The organism is Paraburkholderia sp. BR14374 (assembly GCF_040948685.1).
GTDB lineage: Bacteria > Pseudomonadota > Gammaproteobacteria > Burkholderiales > Burkholderiaceae > Paraburkholderia > Paraburkholderia youngii.
Genome location: NZ_JBFPKF010000004.1, coordinates 22631 through 44156 on the forward strand (window position 1 = coordinate 22631; position 21526 = coordinate 44156).

The window sequence follows — 21526 nt, forward strand, 5'->3', positions numbered from 1 at the left end:
GACGCTATCAACCTCGTTGAATATAAACGGGCAATGGCACCGCATTTGCGGCCGGATCGCCGGCTGCATCGGTCGGCAAATATTGCGTCTGGAACGCGGTAAACATGGCGGCAAATCCATCGGCGCGCTGCACGATCACCGCGCCGTCCTGGAACGTGCCGTTTTCGTTGTAATGCGGACCGCGCGGATTGCCCTGATTCATGTGGGTTTCGTGAAGACCGTCCTTCTTCGGCAGAAACAGAAAGCCGAACCCGTAAACCAGAATGCCCGCGGTCGTCGGTGTCCAGAAATCGCGGTTATGCAACTGGCCGCTGCCGTTGTCGTAGGGCAGGCTTTGCGACGGCTTGCTTTCGTCGATGGTGAGGATTTCGTCGACGATGTCGTTGACGTCGGCGCGATTGCCGTTCTGGTCCTCGTAGGGGACCGGCCGCATGCGGTGAATGTCGAGCAGGCTGCTGTCCTGGAAGTAGTCGAGCCGCGGAAAGCCGCTGGTGTAGAGGCCGAGGTTCAGGGCCTGCAGTTTCGCGGTGAGCGGATCGGCGAAGTTCAGATCGGCATAGAAGTACACGTCGTCGTTACCGCTTGCGCCCGGTTGCGTCGACGCCGAATTGACGACGATATTGAATGGCGTGTTGTCGTTGCCAGTAACCGTAATCACATAGTGCGGACTGCCCACATACGAATCTTTGAAAGGCGCCGCGCGCAGCAGTTTTCCCTTGAACATGCAGTATTCGTTCATGACGGAATGCCTTGTCGAAGTTGATGAACGGAGAGCGACTCGCACCCAGCATATGGTGCGACGCGTCGATAAACAAGATCGTGCAGACGGCGCGGCGAACGTCGAACAGATCAAAGAGCCGTTTCGTAGCCGGCCGCACACCGGGCCCATTCGACCAGCACGTCGGTCACATCGTCGGGCCGCTCCATCGTGCACATATGACCGCTTCGTTCGATTACGCGAAGCTTCGAGCCGCGAATCTGCGCGTGCATCTCCTCGTGACGCGCCAACGGACTCCATTTGTCATCGCGTCCGCACACGATCATCGTCGGGCACGCGATGTCGCGAAGCAGCGCCGTCGCATCGGGACGATCCAGCAATGCGCGGATCTGCGCCGCGAATTTATCTGGCGTGCTTCGCTCGATCATGTCGAGCACCGCCTCGTAGACGGCCGAATCGTGGCGATCGGCGTTGACCATGCCGGGCGCCCACTCGTTGCCCATCGCGCGCATGCCTTTCGCGCGCGCGAGTTCGAGTAGTCGCAGCCGCTGCGCGCGCTCGCTTTCGCCGGCCTCGCCGGCGGCACGCGGCGTGCAACCGGTGTCGAGCAACGCGAGCCCGGCGATGCGTTGCGGTGCGCGCCGGAACACTTCGAGCGCGACCCGTCCCCCCATCGAATGACCCGCAACTAGCAGGCGGTCTCCCGAAACCGACTCGAGCACGAGTTCGGCCATCGCGCCGAGCGAGTCGCGCATGCCGTAGTCGGGCACGAAGCAGTTGCCGATCGCGCCAAGCGCGCCGCGCTGATCGGCCCACACTGCGCCGTCGCAGAGCAGTCCAGGGAGCAAAACGATTTGGTGGGTCATGGGTGGGTGCTGTGATGCGTTGAACGGATAAAAGAAATGACACTCTGTACGACGTCATCGTCGAATGGTCATTCATCCGCCTTACCATAGCATGCCCATCTGCCGCGCGGTCGCATCGATCGCCGCTTTTGCCTTCGCGACGATTTCGTCGATTTCCGGCCGGCTGATCACGAGCGGCGGCGACAGCAACATCCGGTCGCCGCTCGCGCGCATGATCAGATTGCCGTTGAAGCAGAAGTCGCGGCACAGTGCGCCGACATCGCCGCCGTTCGCAAAGCGCTTGCGCGCGAGCGGCTCCTGGGCGAGTTGCACACCCGCCACGAGGCCCGCGCCGCTGATCTCGCCAACGACAGTATGAGCGGCGAACGTCTCACGCAGTCTCTTCTGAAAGTACGGACCGGTATCCGCTTTGACGCGCTCGACGATCTTCTCGTCGCGCAGCAGTTTCAGATTGGCAAGGGCGACAGCCGCCGCGACCGGATGCCCGGAGTAGGTGAGGCCATGATTGAAGTCGCCATTGTCGATCAGTGCGCGGGCGACGCGATCATGCAGGCCGACCGCTCCCATCGGCACGTAACCGCTGGTGAGTCCCTTCGCGAGCGTGATCAGGTCCGGCTCGAAGCCGAAGTGCTGATGCGCGAACCATTCGCCGGTTCGGCCGAAGCCGCCGATCACTTCGTCCGCGACGAGCAGCACGTCGTACTTGCGGCAAATACGCTCGATTTCCGGCCAGTAAGTGTCGGCCGGAAAGATCACGCCGCCGGCTCCCTGGAAAGGCTCACCGATAAACGCGGCGACATGGTCCGCACCGAGTTCGAGAATCTTCGCTTCGAGCTGCCGCGCGCGAGCCAGCGCGAATTCTTCCGGCGTCTGACCGCTCGCCGCTTCGCCGAAGAAATAAGGTTGATCGATATGCACGATGTTCTCGACTTTCGACGGCATCTGTTCATGCATATACGCCATGCCGCCGAGCGTGCCGCCCGCGATCGTCGACCCGTGATAAGCGTTCTTGCGCGCGATGACGAACTTCTTCGCGCTCTGGCGTTGCGTCGCCCAGTATTGGTGAACGATGCGCAGCACGGTGTCGTTGCCTTCCGAGCCGCTGTTGCAGTAGAAGAAGTGATTGAACGGCGCGGGCGTCAGCTCGGCGAGTAGGGCCGACAGTTCGATCACCGGCGGATGAGTCGTCTTGAAGAAGGTGTTGTAGTACGGCAGTTCTTGCATCTGCCGGAAGGCGGCGTCGGCGAGTTCATGGCGTCCGTAGCCGACGTTCACGCACCACAGTCCAGCCATGCCGTCGATGATCTTGTTGCCGTCCGAGTCCCACAGGTACACGCCTTGCGCCTTTACGATCACGCGCGAACCCGCGCGATTGAGCGAGCCCATATCCGAGAACGGGTGGATGTGATGCGCGGCATCGAGCGCGCGGTATTCGGCGGTGCTGCGCGACGGGGCTTGCGAGGTCGGCGCGTCTATCGTTCCGCCAAGCTCGGGCGTTCCCTTCTCCGCATACATCAAATCGTCAGTCTTATAGCTCATATCGCCTCCGTCCTTTCAAAGTTCTCATTGACCGATTGACCCGCGGCACTCACACGTGCAGCAGCAAATGCCGGCGCTCCCACGAACTGATCACGCGGAAAAACGCTTCATATTCGGTCTCTTTCAGCGCGAGATACGCGCGGACGAACTGCTCGCCGAGTACGTCGGCAATTGGCTCGCACGCACTCATCAACGTCAGGCCTTCTTCGAGATTGCGCGGTAATTGGTAGGGCAATGCATAGCCGTCGCTCGCGAGCGGTTCGGTTGGGGCGAGCCGCTGCGTGATGCCGAGATAGCCGGCGGCCAAGGTCGCGGCAATCGCCAGATATGGATTGCAATCGACACCCGGAATGCGGTTCTCGATGCGGCGCGCGACCGGCGTCGAATGCGGAATGCGAAAGCCCACCGTGCGATTGTCGTAACCCCACGCGACGTTGATCGGCGCGGCCATGAAACGCGAGAGGCGCCGATACGAGTTGATGTACGGCGCGAAGATCGGCATTAGCGCCGGCGTGTATTTCTGCAAGCCGGCGATATAGCCGGTGAAAAGCGATGTCGGTTCGCCATCCGCGGCGGTAAACAGGTTGCGGCCGGTTTCCATATCGACGAGGCTCTGATGCATGTGCATCGCCGAGCCCGGCTCGCCTTCCATCGGCTTCGCCATGAAGGTCGCGTACATCTTGTGGCGCAAAGCCGCTTCGCGCACGGTGCGCTTGAATAGAAACACGCTGTCCGCGAGTTTGAGCGGATCGCCATGCATGAAATTGATTTCCATCTGCGCGGCGCCGACTTCGTGTATCAGCGTGTCGACTTCGAGTTCCTGCACGTCGCAGTACTCGTAGATGTCTTCGAACAGCGGATCGAATTCATTGACCGCTTCGATCGAATACGCCTGGCGTCCCGTTTCCGCGCGACCCGTACGTCCAACCGGCGGTTGCAGCGGCAGGTCGGGATCGCGGTTCATATCGACCAAATAGAACTCGAGTTCCGGCGCGATCACCGGTTTCCAGCCGCGCGCCTTGTATAGATCGAGCACGCGGCGCAACACGCAGCGCGGCGAGATTTCGACCGGCGTGCCGTCGAAATGAACGCAGTCGTGAATCACTTGCGCGGTCGGGTCGACTGCCCACGGAATCATCCGGATCGTGCTCGCGTCGGGTACGCACACCATGTCGGGATCGGTGACGCCGGTCAGCGAATCGCTTTGCGGATAATCGCCGGTCACCGTCTGAATCATCACCGCCTGCGGCAGACGCATCGATTCGCCCGATTCGAACTTGCTGCGCGGAATGATCTTGCCGCGCGCGATGCCGGCCATGTCCGGAATAATCGCTTCGATTTCGGTGACGTGATGGTTTCTCAGAAAATCGTCGATGTCATGCATGATTGTTCTCTCTGTTTTGATCCGCGACCTGGGACATGCGTGCAGGGTTGCGTGTATTCATGCGCTGGCGGCACGCGTCGCCGAAGGTGCGAAATATCGCGGTCGATAACGCGTTGTCCGCGTGTCCCCATTCCGGGTGCCATTGCACGCCGAGCGCGAATGCGCGGGCGTCGCTGACGCTGATTGCTTCGATCAGGCCGTCCGCCGCGAGTGCTTCGACGTCGAGGCCTGTGCCGAGTCGCGCAATACCCTGACCGTGCAATGAATTCACCCGCGCTTCGTGGGCGCCGCCCGCAAGGCGCTGCAGCATGCCACCGCGCGTCAGCACGATCGAATGCGAGGTGGCGTATTGCACGTCGAGCGAGTCGTCCTTGTTCTCGCGATGGTCGTTCAGTCCTCCGACCGCATGAACGCTTTGATGCAAGGTTCCGCCGAATGCCACGTTCATTTCCTGCAAGCCGCGGCAGATGGCGAGAACCGGTACGCCGGACGCAACCGCCGCGCGGATTAGCGGCAACGTGGTTGCATCGCGCGCCGGGTCGTGCAATGTATCGCGCTCGCTCGAAGCGCCGCCGTAACGGTGCGGCTCGACGTTCGAATAGCTGCCGGTGAATAGCAAGCCATCGACAGCGGCGAGCACATCGTCGCTGCACTGGCGCTCACCTAAAGCCGGCACCAGCATCGCGAGCGCGTGCGAGCCCTCGACGATCGCGGCGATGTACTTTTCACCGGCCACGTGCGATGGATGAGCGCCGAGCATCGTTCTATCGGCGGTGATGCCTACTATTGGTTGGTTTCGCATAACGAACAGGCGTGTCGATCCCACGCCGCACACCACGTGAACGGCGTTAAATAGCGCGCGCGACGAAATCGGAAAACGCGAAGGCGAGGCGAAGCCAAAGCGAATCCGCGCAATAACGCGCAGCGCTAATCAGATTAGAAGCGCTTCGATTGAATCCGTCGTAATGCGCGGCAATCAGTCAGCGCCGCGCGGACGCAAGCAGACAGCTCGCGAAACCGCGTGCAAACGGACGAATCGAGCAGCGAAAAGAGACTAGAAAGAGAGGCGCTACGGCAGCAGCGAGGCGACTTCGTCTGTGCGCACCGCGATGAACGCGCGTGCGGAGAGGACGTTGCGGCGTCGAACGGAGCGACGCGACAGGACTGTGATGACGGACAGAAAGCGGCGAAACGCAAGGCTGCCGTTGCTGCCGTCGGCGCTGGCGCCGTCAGCGCAAATACAACGCGCCTGACTGCGATTCCAATTCACCAAAGGGCCTCGGACTCTCACGATGACACTCGACTGGCATAGTTGAGGGTTTTGAACGGCCTGTTTCGAATCCACAGCGGATAGTGAAGAAACAGGACGCGGGTCGATCGAGAAGAAACGGTACTAAACGGTAAAGGCTTAATCCGCAGCGCCGTTCACGCGATCTCCCAATAGCTAGGATATACGAGCTAAAAATGCCGTCAATTTATTTTTGTTTTTTGGCAGAACGGCATCAAGCGTGATGCCGTGTGCTTGGTCTGCTATTCGTTCACTCCGCGAGACGGGCGCGCACCGTGTATTCGCCTTCGTTGCCCTTGTCTTCGAGCATGTGCGCCATCGCCGTATTGAAGTCGGGTGGCAGTGGTTCGACTGGATAGCCGCGCTTTTCCCATGCGTCGAGTCCGCCCTTAAGGGCGCGCACATGATGAATGTTCTTGCGATGCAATTGCCTGACGATGCGCTTCGCGGTCGCTTCGTTCGGACACACGCAATAGACGACGATCGGCCGCTTCAGATACTCCGGATGAATCGGGTCGGGCGACTCGAGATCGAGCGGCCGCGCGCCGGCAATACGATGCGATTCCTTTTCGCGCACGGTGTGCGGGCGCGCGTCGAGAATCAGCGGCGGTTCGTTCGACTTCATCATCGCGTCGAGCTGATCGGGCGAAATGCGTGCATGCGCGAGCCAGCGGCGAAACTGCAAACGGCGCAGCCAGCGATACAGCAGAACCGCCGCGAAGATCACCGCGAACGTATCGAAGATCGTGCCGCCGTTGCGGCGCACGAACAGCATCAATTGGACGATCTCATCGTGCAAGGCGGCCCCGCCGATGATCCAGACGCTCGCCCACAGCGTCGCGCCGACCATGTCCCACAACAAGAACACGCCGACGCCGATCGCGGTCGTGCCGAGCAGCGGCGCGGAAATCAGGCCGAGACCGGGCAGGAACTTCGCGACCGTCAAAATCGGCGCGCCATAGCGCTCATAGGTATTGCGCGCGACGCGCACCGTGGTGTCCAGCGACAGCGAGAAGCGCACGAGGTAATTGAGCAGACGGCGGCCATACGCGCGTGCGGTGAAAAACCACAGCGAGTCGGCGATCAGCGTCGCACCGACCGCAGCGCAGATCATGTTGATGTACGAGGCCTCGCCCACCGCGGCCATCGTTCCCGCGAGAATCAGCATCGGCGCGGCCGGAATCGGCATGCCGAGCTGCGTGACGAGCACGCTCATGAAGACGGCCCACACGCCCGCAGACGGTGGAATAGCGACCGGGAAATGCCACACAACCGCGCTCCTGATTAAGGCAAAGAAAGGGAAAAGAATCGTCTGCGCCGAGGCCGATACGAGCCTCTGGCGACGCGAAAGACGGATTTAAGCACAGGTGGCGAGTCGGCGTTATGAAAGTGCGCCGACAAAGTGGCGGGCGAGCGACGAATGCGCATGGCGCACCGCGCCATGCCGCGTGCATGCGCCGCGCGGCAAGTGGATCAACGCGGACTGAGCAGCGGGATTTGCCTCGCTTCAGGCGAAGCGGTCCAAAAAGCGGCCTGTCGCCTTACGCATCCTCGGAGGGATCATAGGGCACCACGCGCTCATGCTCGTCCGCGTGATTGCGCGCGACGATCGCGCGCGCCGCGGCGTTCGCATCGAGATTGAACGGCTGATGCGGCACGCCGGGCGGAATGAACAGGAAGTCGCCCGGCTCGGTGATGACCGACTCGCGCAGTCCCGGGCCATAGCGCGTCTCGATCTTGCCTTCGAGCATATAGATCGCGGTTTCGTAGTCGGCGTGATAGTGCGGCTGCGCATGGCCGCCGGGCGGGACCACGACCATATACATCGACAGTCCGGTGGCACCCGCGGTGCCCGCCGAAATGCCGACGAAATAGGGCAACCGCTGCATCGTCGCCATTTCCCGTTCCGGGCGCACCTTGATCACAGGGGCCCGCGCGTCGTGCGTCACGTTTGACATGGTCGCTCCTTTCGTCGCCGCCGTGCCGGGCGGCTTCATGCATGCCGAACTGAAAGTCTAGACGATACGGGCGGCAATATCGGACCTTGTGAAGCGCGGGCGACCGCCAAAACGCGTTGCTACAATGATCGGCATACCCCCGACCAAGATCACGGAGACAGCGCATGGCCATGCTTCAGCCCATCAGCCGCTACCCGGTCCCCGAGCCGAGCGAGTGGCCCGAAGACATCAGCGCCCGCATTCTCGAAGTGCAGGACAAAGCCGGTTTCGTGCCGAACGTGTTTCTGACGCTCGCGCATCGGCCCGATGAATTTCGCGCGTTCTTCGCTTATCACGATGCGTTGATGCTGAAAGAGGGCGGTCTCACCAAGGGCGAGCGCGAGATGATCGTGGTCGCGACGAGCGCGGTCAACGATTGTCTTTACTGCGTGATCGCGCACGGCGCGATTCTGCGCATCTACGAGAAAGCGCCGCTGCTCGCCGATCAGCTTGCGGTCAATCATCATAAGGCCGACATCACCGAGCGCCAGAAGGCGATGCTCGATTTCGCGCTGAAGGTGTGCCGCGCGTCCGGCACGGTCGACGAAGAAGACTTCCAGACGCTGCGCGGCCACGGCTTCACCGATGAAGACATCTGGGACATCGCGGCAATCACCGCGTTTTTCGGCCTATCGAACCGGATGGCGAACGTGATCTCGATGCGTCCGAACGACGAGTTCTATCTGATGGGGCGCGTGCCGAAAGCCGCCGCGGATGCGCCGAAGAAATAGCCGCGACTGGCATAGCTTCAGCGTCTCTACCGGCATTGCGCATCACGCCTGCGCGGGACGCGGCGCATGCCGCGCGGGCGTCGTCACCGCCGTGTCGTCGATCGGGAAATGCAGCAGCGCCGCGAGCAATCCCGCCGCGACCGTCGCTACCCAGATCAGCGAGTACGAGCCCGTCAGATCGAACACGAGGCCACCGAGCCACGCGCCGAGAAACGAGCCGATCTGATGGCTCAGAAAGCACACGCCGAACAGGCTGCCGAGGTGACGCGTGCCGAACACCTTAGCGACCAGCCCGCTCGTCAGCGGTACGGTGCCGAGCCACGTCAGGCCCATCACGGCCGCGAAAATCACCACGGACACCGCGCTTTTCGGCAGCGCGAAGAACGTGGCGATCGTCGCGCTGCGAATCAGATAAAGCCAGCCGAGCACATGATGCTGGCGGAACCGGCCGCCGAGCCAGCCGCACGCCCAACTGCCCGCCATATTGAACAGGCCGATCAGCGCAAGCGCGGTGGCGCCCAGCCCGATCGGCATATGACACAGCGTCAGATACGCGGGCAGATGCGTCGCGATGAACGCGAGCTGGAAGCCGCAGGTGAAGAAGCCGAGCGTCAGCAGGCGGTAGCCGCGATGGCGCGTCGCTTGTGACAGAACTTCGCGCAGCGGAGTCGCGGGCGCATCGTCGAACCGGGCCTCGCCCGCCGCATGCATCCGCGCGCGACGGTCGAGCACGATGCCGAGCGGCGCGATCAGCAGCATCACGAACGCGAGCACGAACAGCGAGGTCGCGATGCCCGCGTGCAGCCGGATGCCTTGCACGAGCGGCACCATCAGCACCTGTCCGGCGGAGCCGCCGGCGCTGACGAGGCCCATCGCGACGCTGCGCTTCTCCGGCGACGCGATGCGGCCGACCGCCGGCAACACCACGCCGAAGGTCGTGCAGCTGACGCCGATGCCGACCAGCAGCCCCATGCCGATCACCAGCAGCGCGCCGCTCGGCGCGACCGCCGACAGCGCGAGGCCGGCCGCGAACGTCGAAGCGCCGAACGCGACGACCGGCGCCGAGCCATAGCGATCCGCAGCCGCGCCCGCGAACGGCTGCGCGAAGCCCCACACGAGGTTGTGCAGCGCGATCGCGAAGGCGATCAGCGTGACCGGCAGACCGCGGTCGAACGAGAACGGGCCGATGAACAGGCCGAAGGTCTGGCGGATGCCCATCGCGGCGCTCAGGATCAGTGCGGCGGCGACGATCACGATCGTGTTGGTGACGGTCGTCGCCGGAGCGACGGCGGGGGTGGGTTGCCCGGTGTGGGTGGTCGACATGGCGGCTTCTCCTTGGCCACCATCGTCGCAGCCCGCCGCGTGGCCGGCAAAGGAAAAGATTTCGACGACACGTGAGCGCCGCTCACCTGTGCGCCGCCAGATCGCCGTCCGCGGCCGCGTCGGCATGCGTGTCGAAGGCCGCCGCCTCGTCGACGAGCCAGCGCCTGAAATCGGCGAGCTCGGGCCGCCGGATCGCGCTGTCCGCATTCTCCGCGCTGACCAGCCAGTAGGCGATGGCGGATGCGATGGTGGGCGCGCAAGCCTCGACCAGCGCGCCGCTCGCCAGATCGCCATCGACCAGCGGCTTGCGGCCGAGCGCGACGCCGAGGCCCATACTGGCCGCTTCAAAGGCGAGCTGGATCGTGTCGACGTACAAGCCGGCGTCCATATCGATGCCGCCGGTGCCGGTTGCATCGAGCCACGCCTGCCAGTCTTCACTCGCGGCGTTCACGTGAATCAGCGTCGCGCGTCGCAGGCTCGGGACGCCGTGCTCGTCGCGCAGCGTCGCCAGGTGAGCGGGGCTGCACACGGGCACGAAACGCTCGCCGAACAGGCGCGTCCATGCGGTGCCGGCGACCGGCGCGCGGCTCATGCGGATCGCGAAATCGAAGCCGTCGACCGGGAAACCGACCTGGCGACGCGATGTATCCACGCTCACGTTGACATTCGGCCAGCGCGCGCGAAAACCCGCGAGGCGCGGCAGCAGCCAACGCGACGCGAAGGTCGGCGCACAGCTGAGCGTAATCGACCGATCCGCGCGGTGATTGGGCAGACGCTGCGTGCCGATCGCGATCAGCGAAAACGCCTCGGACACGTACGACAGATAATCCGCGCCAACCGCCGTCAGCGAGATGCCGCGCGGCTCGCGCACGAACAGCTCGACGCCGAGCGCTTCCTCGAGCCCGACGATGCCATGACTGATCGCGCTCGGCGTGACGTTCAGCTCGGCGGCGGCGAGCTTGAAACTTTGATGCCTGCCGGCCGCTTCGAAAAAACGGAGCGCTGGCAGGGGTGGCAGACGAAGCGGCATGTGCGTTCCCCAAGGCGGCCGCGTCGCGCGTGGCGCGCGTGCCGCGTGGTGTTGGCGGGTGTAATGGGCGTGCTGTTTGGCGCAAGCATACCTTGCGGTGGCGCCTCGCGAGTGTGTTGCCGAACCGTCGGCAAAAGCGGCTGCAAAAAGGCTGCCGCTTAAAAATCATTGGCGGCGCTGTCGATTTTCCGCGGTCTCATCCGTCGTCGCTTGTAGGAAGGGCGGCAAAGCATAGGCAGCCGCCCGTCTTCCGTCCGTTTTTCGCACGACTTCTCACAAGGAGATGGCTGATGAACGACGCAAACACATCGATGCATACGCTAAAACCGGCCCGCGAACTGGCCGACCTGCCTCAACGCTTTCCCGGCGAGAGCGCCGAATATCGACGCGCGCGCAACGCGTTGCTCGCCGAGGAGATCGAGTTGCGCCGCCAGATCGAGCGCGTCGCCGCGCAGCGTCGCGCGCTGCCCGCGGGCGGCATCGTGCCGCAGGATTACCGCTTCGACGGCGAAGCGGGCCCGGTCACGCTGTCGCAGATGTTCGGCGCGCACGACACACTGGTGACCTACAACTGGATGTTCGGACCGCAACGCGCGCGGCCGTGCCCGATGTGCACGTCGCTGCTGAGTGCGTGGGACGGCGAAATGCCCGATATCCTGCAGCGCGTCGCGTTCGTGGTGATCGGCCGCTCGCCGATCGACAGGCTCGTCGCGTTCAAGCAGGAGCGTGGCTGGCGGCATCTGCGGCTCTATTCGTCGGGCGGCAATACGTTCAATCGCGACTACGCAGCCGAAGATCCCGCCGGCGACGACGTTCCGGCGCTCAACGTATTCACGCGCACGGGCGGCGTCGTGCGGCACTTCTGGGCCGAGGAGATGGGGCCATCGACGTCGGACCCCGGGCAGGACCCGCGCGGCGCGCCCGATCTGATGCCGCTATGGACGATCCTTGACATGACCCCCGGCGGCCGCGGCACCGACTGGTATCCGAAGCTGGCGTATTGAGCGGCACGGCCATGCCGCGTTCGAGCGCTACGAATGCGTCTCCGCCGCATGGCTTTGCGCGAGCGCGGTCCATAGGAACGTGCCGACCGCGCTTGCCCGCATCGGCAGGCTGAACAGATAGCCTTGCACCGCACGCGCGCCGAGCGCCTTCACGACCTGGGCCTGCAATGGCGTTTCGAGTCCTTCCACCACGCATTCGAGTCCGAGGTTGCGGCACAGGTCGATCACGGATTTGATGATCTTCTTCGATGCGCTGTTGGTATCGACGTCGGAGACGAAGCTGCGATCGATCTTGATCGCGTCGAATGGCAAGCGGTGCACGTAGCTGAGGCTCGAATAGCCGGTGCCGAAATCGTCGAGCGACATCCGGCAGCCGGCCTGCTTCAGCATCGTCATCGCACTGCGCGCCTGCTCGAAATCGCGCGTCAACGCGGTTTCGGTGATTTCGAACGTCACGCGATGCGGCGACACACCGCTTGCGGCGACGATGTCGATCAGGCGGCGGGCGCGTGCCGACGTCGAGATATCGATCGCGGACAGGTTGAACGACAGATACAGATCGGCCGGCCAGTGTGCGACTTCGGCGAGCGCCTGGCGCAGCAGCACATCGGTGATGCCGAGAATCAGCTCGGTACGCTCTGCGATCCGAATGAATTCCTCCGGCCTGACCATGCCGAGCCGCGCGTTGTGCCATCGCCCGAGCGCTTCGAGGCCGATCGGCCGGTGGGTGAGCAGATCGTAGATCGGCTGGAACTCGAGGAACAGCTCCGCTTCGAGATCCGCGTGGCGCAACTCCTGGGTGACGAGGCTTAGCCGCCGCATCTGCGTTTCGTGTTCGGTCGAGAAAATCACCGGCATGCCGCGGCGGTTTTCCTTGCCGACATAGAGGGCAGCGTCGGCGCGTTCGAACACTTGCGCGACCGTCGAGCCCGCGTCGGGAAACGCGGCCCAGCCGATCGTACCCGACAGCTCCGCGACATTGTCGGCGACCTGATAAGGCCGACTGAGCGCGTCGCAGATCCGCTGCCCCAACTGAACCAGCGCTTCGTTCGACATCTTGTGACGCACGAGCACGCCGAATTCGTCGCCGCCCAGACGCGCGAACATCAGCCCCGTCTCGCTGATCGACACGAGCCGCGTGCCGACTTCCTGCAGCACGAGATCGCCGCTCGCGTGACCATATATGTCGTTGACCTGCTTGAAGCCGTCCAGATCGATGAGCCCGACGTTGAAGCCGCCGCCGGTTTCGAGCGCCTGCTCGAGTATTGCGCTCAGCGCCGCGAAATAGCTGCGCCGGTTCGGCAGGCCGGTCAGGCTGTCGATGTTGGCGAGCCGGTAGTTGTCGTCGCTGAGCCGTTGGGTGTTTTGATGGCTTGCCTGTAGTTCGCGTTGCGCTTGCACGGCGTCCGCAAACGTGCGGCAGTAAAGCTGGATGACCACCGCGAGCGCGACGCCGACCAGCGTCATGTCGACGGCCATCGCGAAGAACACCGGCGAGCCGCTGGACACGAGGAATCCGGAGAAACTCAGGAGGACGATGCAAAGCAGCAGAAGCGCGGCCTTGCGCAGGTGGATCAGGCAGAACATGCTGCCGACCAGCGTCGTCGCCATGTAGAACGCGACCTGCGCCTGCTGATACGCACCGCCGTACGGGAACAACAGCAGCGACCAGCCGCTGAACGCGACGCCGAACAGGCCAACGATCCACGTCACGCCGCGCAATTCGCGGACCACCTGGGCGTCCGTCATCGGCCGGTTGCGTTTGCGCCACCAGCGCACGCAGCGAAGCACACACAGCGCGCCGAGCGCGCCGGGCACATATATGGACAGCCAGGCCGGCGCGCTGTCCAGATGCGTCGCCGCGACCGCCGCCGTGTTGACGAGCAGGATGAAGTAGAGAAGCGGTACCTGGCGGCTGAACGCGTGCAAGCGCGCACGCATCAGCGCACGGTCACCGTCGGCGACCGCCAGTACCTGCTTCAATCTTGCGAGCCAAACCATCACCGTCCTTTTAACGTTTGCGCGCTAAACGCAGCTGTTTATATCGGCGCAAAGCTGATTAACTTGAGCGTTCCGGGAGGTAAATAGCATCGCAGCCAAGGGTCCGTGAACCCGACGGCATGCTTACGAATCGTCGTGCGGTAAGTAGTACCTGGCGGCGCCGCAAGCAGGCGTTTGTGCCGGATGCCGATGACGGGACTCTCGACGAATGCTGGCTATCGCGCATGCTCGAAGTTGGGGCACGACAGCACCCGCTGCGGCCGCATCGCAGTGCCGGGCTGGCCGGCTGGCGCAGGGGCGCCTCGCGGCGCTGACGAGACGAGCCGGACCGCGTCGGCGCCCGCATTCGCGAGCACGTATTTTTCCGGGCTGTCGTCCGGCTGCCAGTACGCGCGAAACACGTCGCCGTCGCTGAACACGAGCAGCTTGCCGTGCACCGTTGTTCCGCCGCCGACGAAGTCGACCGGTTCGCCGTCGCGTAGCAAAAAGCCCTGCGCGGCACTGGAATTGGTTGCGCCGACGAGGGTCGCGCACGGGTTGTCGCTGGCAGCCGCAGCCACCGATGACAACGCGCAGAGCAGCGCGCATGTTGCAAAGTGGCGAATTCTCACTTTTTTATGTCTTGCAGAAAGTTTTCTTGTGATGTGTTTCGCAAATAGCGGGCCCGCGCTTCACGAAAAGGGCTATCGTCATCGGGAAGGCCGCGCGGGCTCGCATAACGCGACCTAAAGTACTGAAATTGCAACGGATTGTGATGCGCGACAAACGCTCATGAGATGGCGCGCGCACATAAGCCCGCGATTCTTATGGCAGTTTGCGACGGAAAAACGTCAAACCGGCGCTCCGGCCTTGATACAAGCCTTACACCAAGGGTTTGCGCGAAGGTGCGCCTATGCGTTAGTGTGTCGGTCCCGGCGCCTCAGAGTGGCGCCGGTTCCATGATTACCATACGGGAAGTGCTATGAACAAACAGGAACTGATTGATGCAGTCGCCGCAGCGACGGGCGAAAGCAAAGCGGCAACCGGCCAGACCATCGACGCGATCGTCGAGGCAGTGACCAAGGCCGTGGTGGGCGGCGATACGGTGCAACTGGTCGGTTTCGGTTCGTTCTCGACTGGCGCGCGCGCAGCACGCGTGGGCCGCAATCCGTCGACGGGCGAAGAAATCCAGATCGCCGCGGCCAAGACGGTGAAGTTCACCGCGGGCAAGGCGTTCAAGGAAGCCGTCAACGCGTCGTAAGCAACGCGCTTCACGCCGGAGCATTCGCGGTGCGCTTTGCAGCTTCCTGTGAGGCGCACGCGTGAATGATGCGATAGGCGTGAGGTTCACGCGCTGCCCAACCCAGCCAGGCGGTTTGCCCTGGCAACTCGCGCGGCGCGTGTGCCTGGCTCCTTGGGCCAGGCGTTCTCCTCCTCGATCGGTCCCGAGCGGGTCGCGAGTGGAGCCATCGCCGAACCGCGCTCGCGCGGTTCGTGCGTTGCGCTGTCAGCCGGCGCGACGCTTGCGGGTTGCCTCGGCGAGGGTGGCGAGCACCGGTTCGGTCTGCGCCCAGCTCACGCAGGCGTCCGTGATCGACACGCCGTAGCGCAACGGCACACCGGCCTTCAGATCCTGACGGCCTTCTTCCAGATGACTTTCGAGCATCACACCGATGATGCGGCCTTCGCGCGCCGACAGTTGCCGCGCGATATCGTCCGCGACCTCGATTTGCCGCAGATGCGACTTGTTCGAATTCGCATGCGAGCAGTCGATCATCACCTGTTCGCGCAGACCCGCTGAACGCAGCGCTTCACAGGTCGCCTGCACCGACGCGCTGTCGTAGTTCGGTCCTTTCTTGCCGCCGCGCAGGATCACGTGCGCGTCGTCGTTGCCGCGCGTTTCGAAGATCGCGGCCATGCCCATTTTCGTCATGCCCATGAACGCGTGGCTCGCACGCGCCGCGACGATCGCGTCGGCGGCGATCTGCACGCCGCCGTCGGTGCCGTTCTTGAAACCGATCGGGCAGCTCAGTCCCGACGCGAGCTGACGATGACTCTGGCTCTCGGTCGTACGCGCGCCGATCGCACCCCACGCGATCAGATCGGCGATGTATTGCGGGCTCAGCAGATCGAGGAATTCGGTCGCGGTGGCGAGACCCAGACCGTTGATATCGAGCAGCAACTGCCGCGCGCGACGCAGCCCTTCGTTGATGCGGAAGCTGCCGTCCAGACGCGGATCGTTGATATAGCCTTTCCAGCCCACCGTCGTGCGCGGCTTCTCGAAGTACACGCGCATCACGATCAGCAGATCGTCGCGGTAGTGATCGGCGGCGGCCTTCAGCTTGCGCGCGTATTCGATCGCCTGGTCGTGGTCGTGAATCGAACAGGGCCCGACGATCATTACGAGCCGGTCGTCGCGGCCGTGCAGAATGTCGGCGATTTCGACGCGAGTCTTCTCGACCAGCGTCTGCACCGCGGGCGGCACCGGCAGTTCGTCCTGCAGCAGCGCCGGCGAAATCAGCGGACGGACCGCGCCGATGCGCACGTCGTCGATGCGCGTGGTGTCCTGGGTGGCGTCGGCCGAACCGACTTCCTGATCGTGCAGGGGATTGTCGAGGGCGCTCAAGATGTTCTCCGCAATCGGTTGATGAGGCGGTCTTGCCGCCTGACTATGCGAGCGCCGCCGCGACGTGGGCGCGCGGGCGCTGCGTGGGTTTGACGTGGACCGTGCGGGCTGGCTGGCTGCGTGCCTCGGGCGAGGTTCGGCGCAAGGTGTTGCGTCGGGCTTGACGCGACGCCGCCGCGACCGCGCACGGATGCGCTGGCGCGATTATGACACTCGTGCCGGCCTGGCGGCAGGCGGATTCAGAGCCTGTTGATCAACGCCATCGCGGCGGCCGGATTGCGCTCCTTGAAGCCGCTGATCACATACAGATAGACGTCGCGCTTCGCTGCTTTCGCGGGCGGCTCGGCGCAGGTTTCCAGATCGTCCGGCGTGGTGCCCGCGGCGAGCTGGCGCACGCGTTCGGCCCATGCGTCGAGCTCTTTCGTCGAATAACCTTGGGCTTGCTTCTCGCTCGTGCCCATGATGCGCGCGTACACGAACGGCGCGGTGATGTCGGCGATCTGCGGATACTCGCTGTCGGCCGCGAGCACGACCGCGACCTTGTACTTGCGCGCCAGCGCGATGAACTCCGGTGTCCCGAACGAATCGTGACGAACCTCCACCGCATGCCGCAGCTTCTGTCCTTCGATGCTCGCGGGCAGCAGCTTCAGAAAGGACTCGAAATCGTCGGCGTCGAATTTCTTGGTCGGCGCGAACTGCCAGTTGACCGGTCCGAGCTTCTGTTTGAGCAACAGCACGCCGCTGGCGAAGAAGCGCTCGATCGTGTCGCCGGCATCGGCCAACACCTTGCGATTGGTCGCGTAACGCGGCGCCTTCAGAGAGAAGACGAAATCGTCGGGGGTTTCCTGAAACCACTTTTCGTAGCTGGCCGGTTTCTGCAAACCATAGAACGTGCCGTTGATTTCGATCGAGGTCAGATGCCGGCTCGCATATTCGAGTTCGCGGCTTTGCGCGAGGTCTTCCGGATAAAACGGGCCGCGCCATGGAGCGTACGTCCAGCCGCCGATGCCGATGCGAATGCGTGCGGCGGACGCGGACTTTGACGGCGCTTCGGTTGATTTTTTCGTTGGCGCTTTCTTTGTGGCTTTCGGCTTGTCGCCGAGTTCTTCGCCGGACTTGTCGCTTTGCTTGCTGCTTTCCTTCGCGCTTTTCGCTGCGGGCACTTGGGCTCTCCTTCGGGCTGCGGCGGGAAAGCTCGTAGATTAGCCGCTTTTTTCGCGGCGCGCGGCGCTGGCTTCGTCAAAGCGCCGGCTCGCCGCCGCCACTTCCACGCGAAAACGCTGCAATGCACTAAGCGCAAGATCGGGGGGCGTCAGCGCGGCCCACAGCACGTCGATCAGCTGATCGGCGGTGGCCTCGATATCGATCTGCCGATTCGCGAGCGTCGCGTCCCACAGCACGTGTTCCATCGGGCCGAACACCATCGAGCGCAACAGTCGCAGCGGCATGTCGGTGCGAATTTCGCCGCTTTGCCGGCCTTGCGCGAGCACGCGCATCAACGGCGCGGTGTAGCGGCGCTGCAACTCGGTCAGCGCTTCGCTGAGTTCGTGATGCCGCGCGCGACCTTCGGACAGCACGAGTGCGCACAGGTCGGTGCCGTTCACGAGCATCAGCCGCAGATGCATGCGCACGATGAACGCGAACTGCTGCCGCACGTCGCCGTCGCGCGGCAGGCCCGCTTCGATCGCGTCGATGATCTCGTCGTACCAATCGCCGATGACCCGGGCGCACAACTCGCGCTTGCCGCGAAAGTAGCTGAACACCGTCGCCTCGGAAATGCCGAGGCGCTGCGCGATTTCCGCGGTCGTCGCGCGCTCGTAGCCCTTTTCGGAAAACACGTCGCGCCCCGCCTGAAGGATCTCCTTCACGCGCTGCTGCGACTTGCGCCCGGCCGGCTGGCGACGCGAGACAGGTAATGCGGCCTTCTCGGCAACCGTCATATGAGTCAGATTCAGATTATCGATGCAGATTGGCAGCAAAACTGGCGTTTGAGCGCCGCGTATTTGCCCGATGACCGCGATCCTATCACCGAATCGGCTGTCTGGAGCGGCTTTGCGAATTTTCTGAGTAACACTCAAAAATACCTATTGACGCTTACGTCAATCTGGCGTGAAATGCGCGATGACATGCTCTCGCGTGCCGCTTCGCGTTCCGTCAGCGGCCGCCCACGAACTCAGGAGACACCGCAATGCCCAATCTGCCCGGTTTGCAGTTCCCGCTCGGCGAAGAGATCGAAATGCTGCGCGACAGCATTGCGTCGTTCGCCGCCAAAGAAATCGCGCCGCGCGCCGGAGAAATCGATCGCACCGATCAGTTTCCGATGGACCTGTGGCGCAAGTTCGGCGACCTCGGCGTGCTCGGCATGACGGTTTCCGAAGAGTACGGCGGCGCGAACATGGGCTACACCGCGCACATGGTCGCGATGGAGGAAATCTCGCGCGCGTCGGCCTCGGTCGGCCTGTCGTACGGCGCGCATTCGAATCTGTGCGTGAACCAGATTCATCGCAACGGCACCGAAGCGCAGAAGCGCAAGTATCTGCCGAAGCTCGTATCGGGCGAGCACGTCGGCGCGCTCGCGATGAGCGAGCCGAACGCAGGCTCGGACGTGGTCAGCATGAAGCTGCGCGCCGAGAAGAAGGGTGATCGCTACGTGCTGAACGGCACCAAGATGTGGATCACCAACGGCCCCGACTGCGACACGCTGGTCGTCTATGCGAAGACCGATCCCGAAGCGAATTCGCGCGGCATTACCGCGTTCATCGTCGAGAAGGGCATGAAGGGTTTCTCGGTCGCGCAGAAGCTCGACAAGCTGGGCATGCGCGGCTCGCACACCGGTGAGCTGGTGTTCCAGGACGTCGAAGTGCCGGAGGAAAACATCCTCGGCCAGCTCAATGGCGGCGTGAAGGTGCTGATGAGCGGTCTCGACTACGAACGCGCGGTGCTCGCGGGCGGCCCGACCGGCATCATGGTCGCGGTAATGGACGCGGTGGTGCCGTATATCCATGACCGCAAGCAGTTCGGCCAGTCGATCGGCGAGTTCCAGCTGATCCAGGGCAAGGTCGCCGATCTGTACACGACCTTGCAGGCATGCCGTGCGTATCTGTACGCGGTGGGCCGCCAACTCGACACGCTCGGCAACGACCACGTGCGCCAGGTCCGCAAGGACTGCGCGGGTGTGATCCTGTACACGGCGGAGAAAGCCACGTGGATGGCCGGCGAGGCGATTCAGATTCTCGGCGGCAATGGTTATATCAACGAGTATCCGGTCGGGCGCCTGTGGCGCGATGCGAAACTCTATGAAATCGGCGCGGGCACGAGCGAGATCCGCCGCATGCTGATCGGCCGGGAGCTGTTCGCCGAAACGCTGTGATGCAAAACGAACGGCCCTCTGGAGAAGCCACGTCATGCCGATCATCGAATCAAAACTGAACCCCCGCTCGGACGACTTCCGTGCGAACGCGGCGGCGCTCGAAGCGCTGGTCGCCGATCTGCGCGCGAAGATCGAGCAGCTCGCGCAGGGCGGCGGCCAGGCCGCGCGCGACAAGCACACGAGCCGCGGCAAACTGCTGCCGCGCGACCGGATCGCATACCTGCTCGATCCGGGCACGCCGTTTCTCGAACTGTCGCAACTGGCCGCGTACGGCATGTACAACGACGACGCGCCGGGCGCGGGCGTGATCACCGGCATCGGCCGCATCGCGGGGCAGGAGTGCATGATCGTCTGCAACGACGCGACCGTGAAGGGCGGCACCTACTACCCGGTCACGGTCAAGAAGCACGTGCGCGCGCAGGAAATCGCCGGCGAGAACCGCTTGCCGTGCGTGTACCTCGTCGACTCGGGCGGCGCGAATCTGCCGAATCAGGACGACGTGTTTCCCGATCGCGATCACTTCGGCCGCATCTTCTACAACCAGGCGAATCTGTCGGCGGCGGGCATTCCGCAGATCGCGGTCGTGATGGGCTCGTGCACCGCGGGCGGCGCGTATGTGCCGGCGATGAGCGACGAGTCGATCATCGTGAAGAACCAGGGGACGATTTTTCTCGGCGGACCGCCGCTCGTCAAAGCCGCGACCGGCGAAGTGGTCAGCGCCGAAGATCTCGGCGGCGGCGACGTGCATACGCGTCTGTCGGGCGTCGTCGATCATCTCGCGCAGAACGATGCGCATGCGCTCGGGATCGCGCGCAGCATCGTCGGCAATCTGAACCGCGTGAAACCGACGCCGCTCGCGTTGCAGGAGCCGAAGCCGCCGCGCTACGACACGCACAGCATCTACGGCGTGATTCCGGTCGACACGCGCAAGCCGTTCGATATCCGCGAGGTGATCGCGCGCATCGTCGACGATTCCGCGTTCGACGAATTCAAGGCGCGCTACGGCACGACGCTCGTGACGGGCTTCGCGCATATCTGGGGGCATCCGGTCGGCATCGTCGCGAACAACGGCATTCTGTTTTCGGAGTCGGCGTTAAAGGGCACGCACTTCATCGAGCTGTGCTGCCAGCGCAAGATTCCGCTCGTGTTCCTGCAGAACATCACCGGCTTCATGGTTGGCCGCAAGTACGAAAACGAAGGCATCGCGCGAAACGGCGCGAAGATGGTGACGGCCGTCGCGACCGCTAAGGTGCCGAAGTTCACAGTGATCATCGGCGGCTCGTTCGGCGCGGGCAACTATGGCATGTGCGGCCGCGCGTATTCGCCGCGCTTTCTGTGGATGTGGCCGAACGCCCGCATTTCGGTTATGGGCGGCGAGCAGGCGGCGTCGGTGCTCGCCACGGTCAAGCGCGACGGCATCGAAGCGAAGGGCGGCAGCTGGAGCGCGGAGGAAGAAGAGGCGTTCAAGCAGCCGATCCGCGAGCAATACGAGCATCAGGGCCATCCGTACTATGCGAGCGCGCGGCTGTGGGACGACGGCGTGATCGACCCGGCGCAGACCCGCGACGTGCTCGGCCTCGGCCTGTCGGCGGCGATGAATGCGCCGATCGAAGATACGCGCTTCGGCGTGTTCAGAATGTGATGGCGCGCGGCGCCGCGCTGCGAGAAAG

20 protein-coding genes are annotated in these 21526 nt (G+C 63.6%); 5 read left to right on the top strand and 15 right to left on the bottom strand.

The features are described from left to right. Positions 1-7 precede the first annotated feature (7 nt). The 8 genes from AB3X86_RS10325 to AB3X86_RS10360 form a co-directional block, all read right to left on the bottom strand. On the bottom strand, positions 8-739 hold the full coding sequence (locus AB3X86_RS10325; RefSeq protein WP_368595883.1) for a DUF2278 family protein: 732 nt from the start codon (positions 737-739) through the stop codon (positions 8-10). Between the two features lie 110 nt (positions 740-849). Next, positions 850-1584 carry an alpha/beta fold hydrolase gene (locus tag AB3X86_RS10330; RefSeq protein ID WP_368595884.1) on the bottom strand — a complete coding sequence of 245 codons (735 nt, stop codon included), beginning with the start codon at positions 1582-1584 and terminating at the stop codon, positions 850-852. A gap of 81 nt (positions 1585-1665) precedes the next feature. Further along, positions 1666-3123 carry an aspartate aminotransferase family protein gene (locus tag AB3X86_RS10335; protein WP_368595885.1) on the bottom strand — a complete coding sequence of 486 codons (1458 nt, stop codon included), beginning with the start codon at positions 3121-3123 and terminating at the stop codon, positions 1666-1668. A gap of 49 nt (positions 3124-3172) precedes the next feature. After that, positions 3173-4507 (bottom strand): glutamine synthetase family protein, encoded by a 1335-nt coding sequence (locus AB3X86_RS10340; RefSeq protein WP_176379408.1) that lies wholly within the window; start codon positions 4505-4507, stop codon positions 3173-3175. Next, on the bottom strand, positions 4500-5309 hold the full coding sequence (locus tag AB3X86_RS10345) for a gamma-glutamyl-gamma-aminobutyrate hydrolase family protein (RefSeq protein ID WP_368595886.1): 810 nt from the start codon (positions 5307-5309) through the stop codon (positions 4500-4502). The genes AB3X86_RS10340 and AB3X86_RS10345 overlap by 8 nt, the downstream gene beginning before the upstream one ends. A 267-nt stretch (positions 5310-5576) precedes the next feature. Beyond that, positions 5577-5798, bottom strand: coding sequence for a hypothetical protein (locus AB3X86_RS10350; protein ID WP_233853204.1), 222 nt, complete (start codon positions 5796-5798; stop codon positions 5577-5579). Positions 5799-6045: 247 nt separating this feature from the next. Next, a complete protein-coding gene (locus AB3X86_RS10355) occupies positions 6046-7065 on the bottom strand; it encodes a rhodanese-like domain-containing protein (protein ID WP_368595887.1) in 1020 nt (339 codons plus the stop codon). A 271-nt stretch (positions 7066-7336) separates the two neighbouring features. Beyond that, a complete protein-coding gene (locus tag AB3X86_RS10360; protein ID WP_176365921.1) occupies positions 7337-7753 on the bottom strand; it encodes a cupin domain-containing protein in 417 nt (138 codons plus the stop codon). A 164-nt stretch (positions 7754-7917) separates the two neighbouring features. On the opposite strand from AB3X86_RS10360, the gene AB3X86_RS10365 reads away from it, so the two are divergent. After that, positions 7918-8523: a peroxidase-related enzyme gene (locus tag AB3X86_RS10365; RefSeq protein ID WP_368595888.1), complete on the top strand. Its 606-nt coding sequence runs from the start codon at positions 7918-7920 to the stop codon at positions 8521-8523. Between the two features lie 42 nt (positions 8524-8565). On the opposite strand, the gene AB3X86_RS10370 is transcribed toward AB3X86_RS10365, so the two are convergent. Both AB3X86_RS10370 and AB3X86_RS10375 read right to left on the bottom strand, forming a co-directional pair. Further along, on the bottom strand, positions 8566-9846 hold the full coding sequence (locus tag AB3X86_RS10370; RefSeq protein ID WP_368595889.1) for an MFS transporter: 1281 nt from the start codon (positions 9844-9846) through the stop codon (positions 8566-8568). Between the two features lie 82 nt (positions 9847-9928). Further along, positions 9929-10876, bottom strand: coding sequence for a LysR substrate-binding domain-containing protein (locus tag AB3X86_RS10375; protein ID WP_368595890.1), 948 nt, complete (start codon positions 10874-10876; stop codon positions 9929-9931). A gap of 290 nt (positions 10877-11166) precedes the next feature. On the opposite strand from AB3X86_RS10375, the gene AB3X86_RS10380 reads away from it, so the two are divergent. Then, entirely contained in the window at positions 11167-11880 is a 714-nt protein-coding gene (locus AB3X86_RS10380; protein WP_368595891.1) for a DUF899 domain-containing protein, read from the top strand. A gap of 27 nt (positions 11881-11907) precedes the next feature. Here AB3X86_RS10380 and AB3X86_RS10385 read toward each other — a convergent pair whose 3' ends face one another. Next, positions 11908-13881: a putative bifunctional diguanylate cyclase/phosphodiesterase gene (locus AB3X86_RS10385; protein WP_368595892.1), complete on the bottom strand. Its 1974-nt coding sequence runs from the start codon at positions 13879-13881 to the stop codon at positions 11908-11910. 215 nt (positions 13882-14096) lie between these two features. Beyond that, on the bottom strand, positions 14097-14450 hold the full coding sequence (locus AB3X86_RS10390) for a hypothetical protein (RefSeq protein WP_368596304.1): 354 nt from the start codon (positions 14448-14450) through the stop codon (positions 14097-14099). A gap of 392 nt (positions 14451-14842) precedes the next feature. Here AB3X86_RS10390 and AB3X86_RS10395 point away from each other — a divergent pair, with 392 nt between their 5' ends. Then, a complete protein-coding gene (locus AB3X86_RS10395; protein ID WP_167039836.1) occupies positions 14843-15121 on the top strand; it encodes an HU family DNA-binding protein in 279 nt (92 codons plus the stop codon). Between the two features lie 246 nt (positions 15122-15367). On the opposite strand, the gene AB3X86_RS10400 is transcribed toward AB3X86_RS10395, so the two are convergent. The 3 genes from AB3X86_RS10400 to AB3X86_RS10410 form a co-directional block, all read right to left on the bottom strand. Continuing rightward, positions 15368-16486 (bottom strand): 3-deoxy-7-phosphoheptulonate synthase, encoded by a 1119-nt coding sequence (locus tag AB3X86_RS10400; protein ID WP_281374985.1) that lies wholly within the window; start codon positions 16484-16486, stop codon positions 15368-15370. 239 nt (positions 16487-16725) lie between these two features. Next, complete coding sequence (locus AB3X86_RS10405) at positions 16726-17649, bottom strand: DUF72 domain-containing protein (RefSeq protein WP_368595893.1); 924 nt, start codon at positions 17647-17649, stop codon at positions 16726-16728. A 39-nt stretch (positions 17650-17688) separates the two neighbouring features. Then, complete coding sequence (locus AB3X86_RS10410; protein ID WP_368595894.1) at positions 17689-18426, bottom strand: TetR/AcrR family transcriptional regulator; 738 nt, start codon at positions 18424-18426, stop codon at positions 17689-17691. A gap of 248 nt (positions 18427-18674) precedes the next feature. On the opposite strand from AB3X86_RS10410, the gene AB3X86_RS10415 reads away from it, so the two are divergent. Both AB3X86_RS10415 and AB3X86_RS10420 read left to right on the top strand, forming a co-directional pair. Beyond that, positions 18675-19856, top strand: coding sequence for an isovaleryl-CoA dehydrogenase (locus AB3X86_RS10415; protein WP_176365915.1), 1182 nt, complete (start codon positions 18675-18677; stop codon positions 19854-19856). A gap of 34 nt (positions 19857-19890) precedes the next feature. Continuing rightward, positions 19891-21498 carry a carboxyl transferase domain-containing protein gene (locus AB3X86_RS10420; protein ID WP_368595895.1) on the top strand — a complete coding sequence of 536 codons (1608 nt, stop codon included), beginning with the start codon at positions 19891-19893 and terminating at the stop codon, positions 21496-21498. Positions 21499-21526 lie beyond the last annotated feature (28 nt).